Consider the following 13,756-nt stretch of genomic DNA (forward strand, 5'->3'; position numbering starts at 1 on the left):
CATAGGCACGGAAATCACCGAAATACTTCGTGATCGCCGCCGTCAGCGTCGTCTTGCCGTGGTCAACGTGACCGATCGTCCCGATATTGACGTGCGGTTTCGTCCGTTCAAACTTTGCCTTTGCCATCTAGGGCCTCCTGATCGCGGGGCGTGGCTTGACAGGCCCCCGGGTTAGTGTGCGCCGCGATTTATAAGGCGGTCGAGGAAAAATCAAGGGCGCGCGTGGGGTTTGTCACTGCCGCCGCGCCGGGTCTGACACAGACCACGCGACCCGGCGGGAACCGGTTGCCCGCAGCGCGCGTTCGCGTCTGATTGACGCCGCGATCAGCGGCCCGGACCCAACGAGAGGACGTAACCATGAGCTTGATGAAATCGCTTGCCCGTGTCGCCGCCGGAGTGATGCTGGCCAAGGGAATCGGCGCCGTCATGAAGAACCGCCAGTCGGGCTCGGCCGGACAGCGTCCGACAGGTTCGCAGTCAGGTCAGGGCGGGCTGCTGGACAGCATTCTTGGCAACAACACCTCGGGCGGCAGCGGCGGCAGCCTCAGCGACATGTTGGGCCAGGTGCTGGGCGGCCGACAGTCTGGATCGGCTGCGGGAAGCGGTCGACCCTATGGCGGCGCGCATTCCGCTGGCGCCCAGGGGGGGCTTGGCGGCATTCTGGATCGTCTGGGCGGCAGCGGCGGTAAATCCGGCGGGCTCGGCGGCATCCTGGGGCAGCTTGGTGGCGGACGCACCGGTCAGGCCGGCGGCCAGGGCGGACTGGGCGATCTGCTTGGAGGTCTGCTTGGCGGGTCCGCTGCCGGTGCGGGTGCCGCGACGGCAGGCGGGCTGGCGCGCAAGGATTCGCAGGCCAGCAACGATGCAAGCTTCGGCGAGTTGTTCAATGATTCGGTGTCGCGCAACGACGAGCCCGAAATCGCCCCGACGCCGGAACAGAACGCTGTCGCCGGGCTGATGCTGAAGGCGATGATCCAGGCCGCGAAATCGGACGGCACCATCGACGACGCGGAAAAGCAGCGGCTTCTGGGTCATCTGGGTGATGATCTGGATGATGAGGAACGCCAGTTCATCCGCGAACAGATGGCGGCGCCGGTCGATGCACAGGCCCTGGCGCGCGAGATCCCCGCGGGTATGGAATCACAGGTCTACCTGATGTCGCTGCTGGCGATCGATTTCGACAGCGCGGCCGAGGCGCGCTATCTGCACGATCTGGCACAATCCATGGGGCTTGACCGCGACACCGTCAACGCCATCCACCGCGAGGCCGGCGTCACCCTGCTTTACAGCTGAGCGCCGACTTCGGCAGATCATCGCAAGTTCGTGATCCGGTCCGAGTTTGATTGATCGGCGTGGCGGGCTCTGCCAAGTTTCCACAGGAAGTTCAGACGCAGAAAACGTCATCATTTCAGACAGGAGCCAGCCATGCGCCTCGCCACCTCTGCCGCGATCTGCCTTTTCGCCGCACTTCCCGTCATTGCAACGGCACAATCCGCCGAAGACGCGCTGGAGGCGCGTCACGGATACATGAAGATGCTTGCGATCAACATGGGCAAGCTGTCGGCCATGGCGAAAGGCGAGATGGCCTATGACGAGGCTGCCGCGTCAACCGCCGCCGCGAACATTGTCGCGCTGACCCAGTATGACGTGCCGTCCCTGTTCATCGAAGGCACCGCCGAGGGCGAGGCCGAAGGGTCCGAGGCATTGCCCGCGATCTGGGAAAACCCCGACGACTTCGCGACCAAGTTCACCGAACTGGCCGACGCGGCGGCAGGCAGCCCCGAGGCCGTGATGGGCGGGCAGGACAATATCGGCCCGGCACTGCAGAAGCTGGGCGGAGCCTGCAAGGCATGCCACGACGACTATCGCAAGAAAGACTGATGTCAGAGGATCAGGCGCGCAGGGTCAGGATCTGGGATCCGGCCCTGCGTTTCTTCCACTGGGCGCTGGCCGCATTGGTCGTGACGACATGGATTCTGGGCAAGTTCGGCCCCAACGTCATGACCCTGCATTTCTGGTTCGGCTACGCGATCATCGCATTGCTGTTGTTCCGCTTGGTTTGGGGGCTGGTCGGACCCAGATCCGCCCGATTCGCCAGCTTTGTCAGGGGACCGGCGGCCGTTCTGGGCTATGTTCGACATCTGGGCCGGCGCGAGCCAAGTCACTGGCCGGGCCACAACCCGCTGGGGGCGCTGTCGGTCATCGCAATGCTGGCAGCCCTGGCCTGGCAGGTCGGGACGGGCCTGATCTCGGACCCGGACGATTTCATCAATGTCGGGCCGCTGGCAGACAAGGTCGGCGGCGAGACCGCGGGCGACGCGGTCGGCTGGCATCACTGGGGTGCGACAGCGATCCTGATCCTGGTTCTTCTGCATGTCGCCGTGATCCTGTTCTATCGCGTCTGGAAGAACGAGGATCTGGTCGGGCCGATGCTGACCGGCTGGAAATGGGTGCGCAAGCGCTGATCCAGGACACCGATTCGACCGGGCCCTGCCCGGTCACATCGCGCACGCGGCGGGCTTGCCCGCCGCGTTAATCCTGATTGCAGGACAATCAGCAGAAACGAGCGAGGGGACAAGCCCCTCGCGCATGACCTGACCAGCGGCCGTGGGCCGCCGGTCGTAAGGGTCGGCAACGCGCAGCGGATCAGGCGAACTTGTTGTCGCGCGGAAAGCCGCGCGGCGCCATGCGACCGGCGCCCGCGCGCTTGCCAAGCCATTCGCCGAGATCGCTTTCGGTGCGGGTCTTGCCGCCACCCATCGGCCAACTCAGCCCTTCGGCCAGCTTCACGAAGGTGGCATCCGACAGGCTGTCGGCCGCCAGCAGCCCACCGCCACTGCCAAAGCGTTGTAATCTGACCCCCTTGCCGCGCGCCATCTCGGGCAGCTCGGTCAGCGGAAAGACCAGCATCTTCCTGTTGGTGCCGACGACCGCCACATGATCGCCGCTGACCGGCTTGCACAGCAGCGCCTCGCCGTTCAGCACCTGCTTGCCGGTCTTGGTCTGCGCCAGGATATCCGAGGCCGCGACCACGAAACCGTCGCCCGCCTTCGAGGCGACCAGATATCTTTCGCCCTCGCGCCAGGGGAAGACGGCAATGACCTCTGCCTCGTTCGGCAGTTCGACCATAAGCCGCAGCGGTTCGCCCATGCCACGTCCGCCGGGCAGGCCGTTCGCGGGCAGTGTGTAGAACCGGCCGTTCGAGGCAAAGACCATCAGCTTGTCGGTCGTCTCGGCGTGCAGCGCGAAGGCCGGGCCGTCGCCGTCCTTGAACTTCAGTTCGGCATCCAGCGGCTGATGCCCCTTCATCGCCCGGATCCATCCCATCCGGGACAGGATCACGGTCAGCGGCTCACGCTCGATCATCGCATCCATGTCGATCGGCTCGACATCGGCAGCCTCGGTGATCAGCGTCCGGCGCTGGCCCTCGGGCGTGGACTTGCCGAACAGGTTGCGGACCTCCTTCAACTGATCGGCGATGCGCGACCACTGCGCGGCCTCATCGGCCAGCATCGCCTGCAGCGTCTCGCGTTCTTCCAGCAAACCGTCGCGTTCGGCGCGCAACTCGATCTCTTCCAGCTTGCGCAAGGCACGCAGGCGCATGTTCAGGATCGCCTCGACCTGCACATCCGACAGCCCGAACTCGGCGATCATCACCGCCTTGGGATCGTCCTCGTAGCGGATGATCTCGATCACCCGGTCAAGGTTCAGGTAGGCGATCAGATAGCCTTCCAACACCTCGAGCCGGGCTGCGATCTTGTCCAGACGGAAATTCGCGCGCCGGACCAGCACCTCGCGGCGGTGATCCAGGAACGCGCGCAGCACCTCTTTCAGCGAACAGACCTTGGGCACGCGCCCGTCGATCAACACGTTCATGTTCAGGCTGAAACGCACCTCAAGATCGCTGACGCGATACAGCGCGGCCATCAGCTGTTCGGGATCGACATTGCGCGCGCGCGGTTCCAGCACGATGCGGACATCCTCGGCGGATTCGTCGCGCACATCGGCCAGGATCGGGATCTTCTTGGTCTGGATCAGTTCGGCCAGCCGCTCGATCAGACGCGATTTCTGGACCTGGTAGGGAATTTCGGTGACTACGATCTGCCACTGGCCGCGGCCCAGATCCTCCTGCTCCCACTTGGCCCGGACACGGAAGGCACCCCGGCCGGTGCGATAGTTCTGGGCGATCGTATCGGCGCTTTCGACGATCACGCCGCCGGTCGGAAAATCCGGCCCCTTGATCAGCGTCGCCAGCGTGTCGTCGCGCGCATCAGGCGTCTTGATCAGATGCAGGCAGGCGTCGATCACCTCGTGCAGGTTGTGGGGCGGAATGTTGGTGGCCATGCCCACCGCGATGCCCGACGCGCCATTTGCCAGCAGGTTCGGAAAGGCCGCGGGCAGCACGACGGGTTCGTTCAGCGTGCCGTCGTAATTGGGGCGGAAATCGACCGAATCCTCGGTCAGCCCGTCCATCAGCGTCTCGGATGTCTGCGCCAGCCGCGCCTCGGTGTATCGCGCGGCGGCCGGGTTGTCGCCGTCGATATTGCCGAAGTTGCCCTGCCCGTCCACCAGCGGATAGCGCATGGCGAAATCCTGGGCCAGGCGCGCCATCGCATCATAGATCGCCGCGTCGCCGTGGGGGTGATAATTGCCCATCACGTCGCCGGTGATCTTCGCGGATTTCCGGAAGGCACCGTTCGGCGAAAGCCGCAATTCGCGCATCGCGTAAAGAATGCGGCGATGCACAGGCTTCAGGCCATCGCGCGCATCAGGCAGTGCGCGGTTCATGATCGTGGACAGCGCATAGGTCAGATATCGCTCGCCTATGGCGCGGCTTAGCGGTTCGGACTGCGTGTTCCGTTCGGGGTCGATAGGAAGATCGTCGGACATGCCGCATTGGATAGGCCGCGCGGCGATGCCGGTCCAGCCGGAATTTCACCTTCGGAACGGGGCAAGCCGCATGGCGTTGTTCCGGGCGATCGGATAAAGAGGCCACAGTCGGCCATCAGGGGAACGACGGCAGCGAAAATGATACGACTTCTTGTGTTGATGTCCGCGACGCTGGTCGCACTTTACGCCGTCATGTCGGTCTATGGGGCGGGCGATCCGCGCGCGCAGAGACAGCAGACCGCGTCCCCGACGCCGCGCTCCGCCGCGCAGGACGCTGGCGCGCGGGATCTGATCGCGCCCCCCGAAGGCCGCACGCCCCCCGCGACGAACAGCGGCGCACCCACGGCCGGGAACACGTCTGCCGAGGCGCCCTCCTCCGCGCCCGAAGTTGTCAGCGTGGCGGCCCAGACCCCCCAGCGGGTCCAGCAATTTCCCGGACCCGCGCTGCGGCCTTCGCCCGAATATGCAGGGCAGGAGCAGCAAGCAGTCGCAGCACCGCCGCCCGGCGCGCAAGGCCCGATTCTCTACGTCACCGGCAACAGCGTGAATTTCCGCGCCGGCCCCTCGACCGGGGACCGGGTGATCGGTGCGCTTGGTCAGGGGGCGGCGGTCGAGGCGCTGGGGCCGACCGACGGCGCCTGGGTCAATATCCGCGATACAAGCGGACGCATCGGCTACATGTCGGGCCAGTTTCTGACCAGCAACGCGCCGAACTGACATGACCGGACGGGTACTGATCACCGGCTGCTCGTCGGGCATCGGTCTGGATGCCGCGCGCCGGATGCAGGCCGAAGGATGGCAGGTGGTCGCGACCTGCCGTCAGGAAGCGGACATCGCCGCCCGCCGCGCCGAAGGGATGGAATGCCATCACCTGGAACTTGCCGATCCGGAAAGCACAGCCCGGCTGGTCCGGCAGGTATTGTCCGGCGGACGGCTGGACGGGCTGGTGAACAACGCGGCCTTTGCGCTGCCCGGCGCGGTCGAGGATATTTCCCGCGACGCGCTGCGCGCCATTTTCGAGGCCAATCTTTTCGGCACGCATGACCTGACGGCGCGGCTGATCCCGCATTTCCGCGAACATGGCGGCAGGATCGTCAATATCAGTTCGGTCCTGGGTCTGGTCGGGATCCCCTGGCGCGGTCCCTATGTCGCCACGAAGTTCGCGATGGAGGGGCTGACCGACGTGCTGCGCCTGGAGATGCACGGCACCGGGGTGCAGGTCGTGATGATCGAGCCGGGACCGATCGCCAGCCGCATCCGGGTGAACGCGATCCCGCATTTCGAAAGATGGGTGAACTGGCAGGACAGCGCACGCGCCCAGCAATATCGCGACACGCTGCTGAAACGGCTGTATCATCCGCCCGGCAAGGATCGCTTCGAATTGCCGCCCTCGGCGGTCAGCGACCGGATCCTGCGGGCGCTGACCGCGACAAGACCGGCGCCCCGCTATTACGTCACCGCCCCGACCTGGCTGTCGGGCGTCGGCCGCAGGCTGCTGTCCACGCGCGCACTGGACTGGGTCGCCCGCCGCAGCTAGGGTCAGCCGCGAAAGGCGGTGCCCATGCAAGACAAGCCCCTGTTCTATCTGGTCGTGCTGGCCGTTCTGGTGGTGCTGGCGATCTTGGTCACCGGCATCGGCGGCTTTGCCAAGGGCGGTGAATTCAACCGCAAGCATGGAAATCGCCTGATGCGCTGGCGGATCATCGCGCAGGCGGTGGCAGTGGCGCTGATTCTTCTGTTCCTGTGGATGAGGTCCGGCTGATGGTGGTCCTGAACAAGATCTATACCCGCACCGGCGACAAGGGCGATACCGCGCTGTCTGACGGCAGTCGCGTGGCCAAGCATGACCCGAGGGTCGAGGCCTATGGCACGGTGGACGAGCTGAACGCCACGCTGGGGCTGTGCCGCCTGCACGCGGGCGGTCGCATGGCCGACCGGATCGCGGTGATCCAGAACGACCTGTTCGACCTGGGCGCCGATCTGGCACGTCCCAACATGCAGGCGGACGATCAGGCCGGCTATCCGGTGCTGCGCATCGTCGATTCACAGGTCACACGGCTGGAATCCGAGATCGACGAGATGAATGCCGATCTGCAGCCGCTGCGCAGCTTCATTTTGCCCGGCGGCTCGGTGCTGGCGGCGCATCTGCATCTGTCGCGCACCGTCGCCCGCCGGGCCGAACGTCGTGCGACCGAACTGGCGACCGGCGGCGATGCCAACGGTGCCGCGATCCGCTATCTGAACCGGCTCAGCGATTGGCTTTTCGTCGCCGCCCGTCAGGCCAATGGCGGCGGGACCGAAGACATCTTGTGGGTCCCCGGCGCCAGCCGTTAGCGCCCCACAACGCTGCGTCGCGGCAATCCTGCGCCGCAAACGCGGCGTCCGACGACGTTTTTCTGCTGTAAATGGGCAGAACCTGCCGATAACAAAGCCACGACAAAGGACGCAACCAAGGGAGAGCAGCCACATGAAGGTTCTCGTGCCGGTCAAGCGCGTGATCGACTACAACGTGAAGGCCCGTGTGAAAGCGGACGGATCCGGTGTCGATCTGGCGAATGTGAAGATGTCGATGAACCCCTTCGACGAGATCGCTGTCGAAGAGGCGATCCGGCTGAAGGAAAAGGGTGTCGCCGAGGAAGTCGTCGCGGTCAGCATCGGCGTCAAGCAGGCGGCCGAAACGCTGCGCACCGCGCTGGCCATGGGCGCCGACCGCGCGATCCTGGTGATCGCTGCCGATGACGTGCACCAGGACATCGAACCCTTGGCCGTCGCCAAGATCCTGAAGGCCGTGATCGACGAGGAACAGCCCAAGCTGGTCATCGCCGGCAAGCAGGCGATCGACAACGACATGAACGCGACCGGCCAGATGCTGGCGGCGCTGCTTGGCTGGAGCCAGGCGACCTTCGCCAGCAAGGTCGAGATCGAGGGCGAGACCGCCAAGGTCACGCGCGAGGTGGACGGCGGTCTGCAGACCATCGAGGTCAAGCTGCCGGCGATCGTCACCGCCGACCTGCGCCTGAACGAGCCGCGCTACGCCTCGCTGCCCAACATCATGAAGGCCAAGAAAAAGCCGCTGGACGAAAAGACCGCCGCCGATCTGGGCGTCGATGTCTCGCCCCGGCTTGAAATCGTCTCGACCCGCGAGCCCGAGGGCCGCAAGGCCGGGATCAAGGTAGGCTCGGTCGACGAGCTGGTGTCGAAACTGAAAGAAGCGGGGGTCGTGTGATGGCTGTTCTTCTGCTGGGTGAAGTCACGAATGGCGAACTGAACCGCGATGCCACGTCCAAGGCCGTGGGTGCGCTGAAATCCCTGGGCGACGTGACGGTGCTGTGCGCCGGCGCACATGCCAAGGCGGCGGGCGAGGAAGCAGCCAAGATCGACGGCGTCGCCAAGGTGCTGGTTGCCGAGGATGCGCTGTATGGCCACCGGCTGGCCGAACCGGCCGCCGCGCTGATGGTGTCCCTGGCGGGCGATTACGACCATATCGCAGCCCCGGCCACGACGGATGCCAAGAACATCATGCCGCGCGTCGCGGCGCTGCTGGACGCGATGGTGATTTCGGACGTGTCGGCGGTGATCGACGCGGAAACCTTTGAACGCCCGGTCTATGCCGGCAACGCCATCCAGACGGTAAAGTCGAAGGACGCCAAGAAGGTCATGACCGTCCGCACCGCCAGCTTTGACACGGCGGGCGAAGGCGGCCCGGCGCCGGTCGAGGCGATCTCGGCGGCCGAGGATCCGGCGCTGTCGAAATGGGTCGGCGACGAGGTTGCGGAAAGCGACCGCCCTGAACTGACCTCGGCGGGACGTGTCGTGTCGGGTGGACGCGGGGTCGGGTCCAAGGACGATTTCGCGATCATCGAGAAGCTGGCCGACAAGCTGGGTGCCGCCGTCGGCGCATCCCGCGCAGCGGTCGACTCGGGCTATGCCCCGAACGACTGGCAGGTCGGCCAGACCGGCAAGGTCGTGGCGCCGGAACTTTACGTCGCCGTCGGCATCTCGGGCGCGATCCAGCACCTTGCCGGGATGAAGGACAGCAAGGTCATCGTCGCCATCAACAAGGACGAGGAAGCGCCGATCTTCCAGATCGCCGATTACGGCCTGGTTGGCGACCTGTTCACCACAGTGCCGGAACTGACCGAAAAGCTGTAGGCGGCATTCGATCCAGAAAACTTCCCGTCGCTCAGTGCGGGAACCGGGGGCTTGCCCCCCGCCGACCGCCCCCTGCCGGGGGCGGTTTTGCATTGCAGCATCTGGCCGCGCCCCCTATCGTCGCCGCGTCAGCAAGAGAGGTGGGGACATGACGATTCAATCGGTTGGCGTGATCGGTGCGGGTCAGATGGGCAACGGCATCGCCCATGTCTTCGCGCTGGCAGGGTACGATGTCCTGCTGACCGATGTCAGCCAGGACGCCCTGGACAAGGCGCTGAGCCTGATCGACAGGAACCTGGAACGTCAGGTCAGCCGCGAGAAGATCTCGGCCGAGGACAAGAAGGCCGCGATGGGCCGGATCTCGACCACGCTGCGGCTGTCCGACCTGGGAAAGACCGACCTGGTGATCGAGGCCGCCACCGAACGCGAAACGGTCAAGCAGGCGATCTTCGAGGATCTGCAGCCGCATCTGAAACCCGAGACGATCCTGACTTCGAACACCTCGTCGATTTCGATCACGCGGCTTGCCAGCCGCACCGACCGGCCCGAGAAATTCATGGGTTTCCACTTCATGAACCCGGTTCCGGTCATGCAGCTGGTCGAACTGATCCGCGGCATCGCGACCGATCAGGCCACCTTCGAGCTGCTGCACGAGGTGGTCAGGAAACTGGGCAAGACCGCCGCCAGCGCCGAGGATTTTCCGGCCTTCATCGTCAACCGCATCCTGATGCCGATGATCAACGAAGCGGTCTATACGCTGTATGAAGGCGTCGGAAACGTGAAGTCGATCGACGAATCGATGAAACTGGGCGCCAATCACCCGATGGGGCCGCTGGAACTGGCCGATTTCATCGGACTGGATACATGCCTTGCGATCATGAACGTGCTTCATGACGGTCTGGCCGATACCAAGTATCGCCCCTGCCCTCTGCTGACGAAATACGTCGAGGCCGGGTGGCTGGGCCGCAAGACCGGGCGCGGCTTCTACGACTATCGCGGAGAGACGCCAGTTCCGACACGTTGAATGTCGTTTTTGGGCGCGAAGCCTGCAGCAATTCATCATTGACTGGCGGAACAATCAAAAAACCGACAGGAAGGGAAATCCATGACCACCCTGAAGATATCGACCGTTGCGTTGCTGCTGACGGCGACGGCTGCGCCCGTTCTGGCAGACGAAGCTGCGACTTGCGGCACGGTCCGCTATTCCGATCCGGGCTGGACGGACATCACCGCCACGAACGGCGTCGCCGCAACCTTGCTGGAGGGCCTGGGCTACACGCCCGAGATCGCGACACTTTCGGTTCCGGTCGGCTACGAGGCGCTGAAGAACGGCGACACCGATCTGTTCCTGGGCAACTGGATGCCCGCGCAGCAGAAATTCCGCGACGATCTGGACGCGGCCGGCACCATCCAGGAACTGGTCCAGAATCTGGAAGGGGCCAAGTTCACCCTTGCCGTGAACGCGCCGGGCGCCGAGGCCGGCGTGGCGGATTTCGCGGATCTGGACGCGCAGAAGGATGCCTTTGACGGCAAGATCTACGGGATCGAGCCCGGCGCGCCCGCGAACCAGTCGATCCAGGCGATGATCGACGCGGACGAGTTCGGCCTTGGCGACTGGACGCTGGTCGAATCCGGCGAACAGGCGATGCTGGCGCAGGTCGGCCGCAACGCGAATGCCGGAACGCCGACCGTGTTCCTGGCCTGGGCGCCGCATCCGATGAACGAGGCGCTGCAGATCACCTATCTGTCCGGTGGCGACGAACGCTTTGGCCCGGATTACGGCGGTGCGACGGTCCACACCCTGGCGCGCACGGAATGGGTCGAGGCCTGCCCGAACGCCGCCAAGCTGTTCAGTCAGCTTGTTTTCGACGTGTCGATGGAAAACGTCCTGATGGGCAAGATCCTTGACGAAGGCATGGACGCGAAAGAGGCGGCCAAGGGCTGGATCGCGGATCACCCAGAGGTCGCGGCAACATGGCTTGAGGGCGTGACGACGCTGGACGGCCAACCCGGTAACGACGCTGTCATGGCTGCGGTAAGCAAGTGAAACCCAATATCCTGATTCTGATGGCGGATCAGCTGTCGGGGGTGCTTTTCCCCGACGGCCCCGCCGATTTTCTGCACACGCCCAACCTGCGCAGGCTGGCCGAACGCTCGACCCGGTTTGCCAACAGCTATACCGGCAGCCCGCTTTGCGCGCCGGGACGGGCCAGCTTCATGTCCGGACAGTTGCCGCGCCGCACGCGCGTCTATGACAACGCGGCCGAATTCTGTTCCGACATCCCGACCTACGCCCATCACCTGCGGCGGGCGGGCTATCAGACCTGCCTGTCGGGCAAGATGCATTTCGTCGGTCCCGACCAGATGCACGGGTTTGAGGAACGGCTGACCACAGACATCTATCCTGCCGATTTCGGCTGGACGCCCGATTATCGCAAGCCGGGCGAACGGATCGACTGGTGGTATCACAATCTGGGCTCGGTCACCGGCGCGGGCGTCGGAGAGATCAGCAACCAGTTGGAATATGACGACGAGGTTGCCTATAACGCCTGCCGCAAGCTGTATGATCTGGCGCGCGGAAATGACGCGCGCCCATGGTGTCTGACCGTCAGCTTCACCCATCCGCACGACCCGTTCGTCGCCCGCCGCAAATACTGGGACCTGTATGAGGGGGCGCCGGAACTGGCCGCGCCCGAGGCTATTCCCTATGATCGGCAGGATCCGCATTCCAAGCGGCTGATGGATGCCAGCGACTGGCGCAATTTCGACATCACCGACGACCATATCCGGCGGGCAAGGCAGGGCTATTTCGCCAATATCAGCTATGTCGACGACAAGATCGGCGAGATCCTCGACGTGTTTGAAAGCACCGGGCAAGAGGCGATCATCCTGTTCCTCTCGGACCATGGCGAGATGCTGGGCGAACGCGGGCTGTGGTTCAAGATGAGCTTCTTCGAGGGCTCGGCACGGGTGCCTCTGATGATCTCGGCACCGACGATGCAGGCAGGGCTGGTCGAAACGCCGGTCAGCACGATCGACGTGTTGCCCACGATCTGCGATCTTGCAGGCATCCCGATCTCGGATATCGCGCCCTGGACCGACGGTGAATCGCTGGCCGATGGCGGCGCAAATCATGGCCCCGTCGCGATCGAATACGCCGCCGAAGGCAGTATCGCGCCTCTGGTGGGATTGCGGGACGGACGCTGGAAATACGTCGCCTGCAAAGCCGACCCAGAGATGCTGTTCGACCTGCAGGCCGATCCCCTTGAACGCCACAATCTGGCCGACGATCCCGCCCATGCGGAAACGCTTGGCCGGATGCGCGGGATGGCGGATCAGCGCTGGGATCTGGACGGCTATGACGCCGAGGTGCGCCAAAGCCAGGCGCGGCGGTGGATCGTCTACGAGGCGTTGCGCAACGGATCCTATTATCCGTGGGACTATCAACCGCTGATGAAGGCGTCCGAACGATACATGCGCAACCACATGGACCTGAACGTGCTTGAGGAAAACCAGCGCTTTCCACGCGGCGACTAACCACATTCCGCGCAGGTAAACATTCGAGGGGGCCGGTTTCCCGGCCCCCGCGTCTTCGGCTTGACCAGTGGATCAGTTGGCGGGCTTGTCGCCGCGCTGTTCCATGAACTGATCGAACTCTGCCTTGTCCTTGGCCTCGCGCAGCTTCTGCAGGAAGTCGATGAACTCGCGGTGTTCATCTTCCAGGCGCTTCAGCGTCTCGTCGCGATAGGCATCGAAGGCCGAGTTTCCAGTGGGCGCGGCGTGATAGCGCGGCGCGTGGCTGCGTTTGCTGCATCCGAACATGCGTTTGCTCCAGATCATATAGGCAAGGATGGCTAGACCGACCGGCCAGAACAGCACGAAACCAAGGATCATCGCCACGATCCATGCGGCCTTGCCGCGTTCGTCCAGCCAGTCACGGGCGCGGCCCAACGGCCCCGGACCGCGCGAGGCGTTCAGCGGGTAGGCCGACATCTGATACGATGCGCTGTGCATCTGTGTGATCCCTCCATGTTAATGTTAATCACATTTACATAGATGGGTGTCCACAAGCCCGCGTCAAGTGTCGCGCAGATATTTTTCAATCGCCGATCAACCCCAGCCCGCGCAGATAGATGATCACGCCGCTTTCCAGCATTTCGGACGGCTCGACCGGGGTCCGTCCGCCGGGTTTTCCGCGCGAGAACAGTTCGACCACACCGTGGCTCAGCGCCCAGACATGGTTGGCGACCATGCGCGGGGGTGGCCGCCGTTCGGGCGGCAGACGCTGCGCCAGTGCCTCGGCTGCTTTCAGCAACATGCCCTGGGCGCGCTCGGATGCCAGCGCCAGATCTGCGTTTCCGGCGATGGAAATGCCGGATTCGAACATCGCCATGTAATATCCGGGGCGCTGCCGGGCGAAATCCAGATAGGCCTGCCCCATCCGCAGAAACGCCGTCAGCGCGCGCGGGCGCCCGGCATCGAACGCCGCTTCCAGCCGTGCGGCGAAATCCAGAAAACCCTGCCGCGCGACCTCTTCGATCAGATCCTCGCGTCCCTTGAAATGCCGATAGGGCGCAGCCGCCGAAACGCCCGCGCGGCGCGCGGCCTCGGCCAGCGTGAAGGCCTGCGGCCCCAGTTCTTCGATCAACGCGGCCGTCGCCTCGACCAGGGCCTGCCGAAGATTGCCGTGATGATAGGATCTGCGTTCGGACAA

The 13,756-nt window shown here is 64.4% G+C and carries 16 protein-coding genes; 12 read left to right on the forward strand and 4 right to left on the reverse strand.

Features of this window, described 5'->3' with window-relative positions:
• Positions 1-127, reverse strand: a 127-nt coding sequence (locus J7359_RS17685; RefSeq protein WP_233252549.1) for a GTP-binding protein, incomplete at its 3' end; no start/stop codon positions are given.
• A gap of 230 nt (positions 128-357) precedes the next feature.
• Here J7359_RS17685 and J7359_RS17690 point away from each other — a divergent pair.
• From J7359_RS17690 to J7359_RS17700, 3 genes are all read left to right on the forward strand, one after another.
• Positions 358-1,293 carry a tellurite resistance TerB family protein gene (locus tag J7359_RS17690; protein WP_209058581.1) on the forward strand — a complete coding sequence of 312 codons (936 nt, stop codon included), beginning with the start codon at positions 358-360 and terminating at the stop codon, positions 1,291-1,293.
• 132 nt (positions 1,294-1,425) lie between these two features.
• Entirely contained in the window at positions 1,426-1,881 is a 456-nt protein-coding gene (locus tag J7359_RS17695; RefSeq protein ID WP_209058582.1) for a cytochrome c, read from the forward strand.
• A complete protein-coding gene (locus J7359_RS17700; RefSeq protein ID WP_209058583.1) occupies positions 1,881-2,465 on the forward strand; it encodes a cytochrome b/b6 domain-containing protein in 585 nt (194 codons plus the stop codon). Before J7359_RS17695 ends, J7359_RS17700 begins: the two co-directional genes overlap by 1 nt.
• Positions 2,466-2,646: 181 nt before the next feature.
• On the opposite strand, the gene parC is transcribed toward J7359_RS17700, so the two are convergent.
• Entirely contained in the window at positions 2,647-4,890 is a 2,244-nt protein-coding gene (gene parC / locus J7359_RS17705; RefSeq protein WP_209058585.1) for a DNA topoisomerase IV subunit A, read from the reverse strand.
• A 138-nt stretch (positions 4,891-5,028) separates the two neighbouring features.
• On the opposite strand from parC, the gene J7359_RS17710 reads away from it, so the two are divergent.
• From J7359_RS17710 to betC, 9 genes are all read left to right on the forward strand, one after another.
• Entirely contained in the window at positions 5,029-5,607 is a 579-nt protein-coding gene (locus J7359_RS17710; protein ID WP_209058587.1) for an SH3 domain-containing protein, read from the forward strand.
• Position 5,608: 1 nt separating this feature from the next.
• Positions 5,609-6,427: an SDR family NAD(P)-dependent oxidoreductase gene (locus tag J7359_RS17715; RefSeq protein ID WP_209058589.1), complete on the forward strand. Its 819-nt coding sequence runs from the start codon at positions 5,609-5,611 to the stop codon at positions 6,425-6,427.
• A 24-nt stretch (positions 6,428-6,451) separates the two neighbouring features.
• Complete coding sequence (locus J7359_RS17720) at positions 6,452-6,652, forward strand: twin transmembrane helix small protein (RefSeq protein WP_209058591.1); 201 nt, start codon at positions 6,452-6,454, stop codon at positions 6,650-6,652.
• Positions 6,652-7,224, forward strand: a complete 573-nt coding sequence (locus J7359_RS17725) for a cob(I)yrinic acid a,c-diamide adenosyltransferase (RefSeq protein WP_209058593.1) — start codon at positions 6,652-6,654, stop codon at positions 7,222-7,224. Before J7359_RS17720 ends, J7359_RS17725 begins: the two co-directional genes overlap by 1 nt.
• A gap of 133 nt (positions 7,225-7,357) precedes the next feature.
• Positions 7,358-8,116: an electron transfer flavoprotein subunit beta/FixA family protein gene (locus tag J7359_RS17730; protein WP_209058594.1), complete on the forward strand. Its 759-nt coding sequence runs from the start codon at positions 7,358-7,360 to the stop codon at positions 8,114-8,116.
• Positions 8,116-9,042 carry an FAD-binding protein gene (locus J7359_RS17735; protein WP_209058595.1) on the forward strand — a complete coding sequence of 309 codons (927 nt, stop codon included), beginning with the start codon at positions 8,116-8,118 and terminating at the stop codon, positions 9,040-9,042. The genes J7359_RS17730 and J7359_RS17735 overlap by 1 nt, the downstream gene beginning before the upstream one ends.
• Before the next feature lie 148 nt (positions 9,043-9,190).
• The gene (locus J7359_RS17740) at positions 9,191-10,066 is read left to right on the forward strand and encodes a 3-hydroxybutyryl-CoA dehydrogenase (RefSeq protein WP_209058596.1); all 876 of its coding nucleotides are present in this window, start codon (positions 9,191-9,193) and stop codon (positions 10,064-10,066) included.
• Positions 10,067-10,147: 81 nt separating this feature from the next.
• Positions 10,148-11,089: a choline ABC transporter substrate-binding protein gene (choX, locus tag J7359_RS17745; protein WP_209058601.1), complete on the forward strand. Its 942-nt coding sequence runs from the start codon at positions 10,148-10,150 to the stop codon at positions 11,087-11,089.
• Entirely contained in the window at positions 11,086-12,579 is a 1,494-nt protein-coding gene (gene betC, locus J7359_RS17750; protein WP_348524416.1) for a choline-sulfatase, read from the forward strand. The genes choX and betC overlap by 4 nt, the downstream gene beginning before the upstream one ends.
• A 72-nt stretch (positions 12,580-12,651) precedes the next feature.
• Here the strand turns inward: betC and J7359_RS17755 are convergent, their stop codons facing one another.
• Together J7359_RS17755 and J7359_RS17760 are read right to left on the reverse strand one after the other, a co-directional pair.
• Positions 12,652-13,035 (reverse strand): DUF2852 domain-containing protein, encoded by a 384-nt coding sequence (locus J7359_RS17755; protein WP_247740510.1) that lies wholly within the window; start codon positions 13,033-13,035, stop codon positions 12,652-12,654.
• 106 nt (positions 13,036-13,141) lie between these two features.
• Positions 13,142-13,756, reverse strand: coding sequence for a TetR/AcrR family transcriptional regulator (locus tag J7359_RS17760; protein WP_247740506.1), 615 nt, complete (start codon positions 13,754-13,756; stop codon positions 13,142-13,144).

Origin of the sequence: Paracoccus sp. R12_2 (genome assembly GCF_017744015.1) — a bacterium.
Taxonomy (GTDB): domain Bacteria; phylum Pseudomonadota; class Alphaproteobacteria; order Rhodobacterales; family Rhodobacteraceae; genus Paracoccus.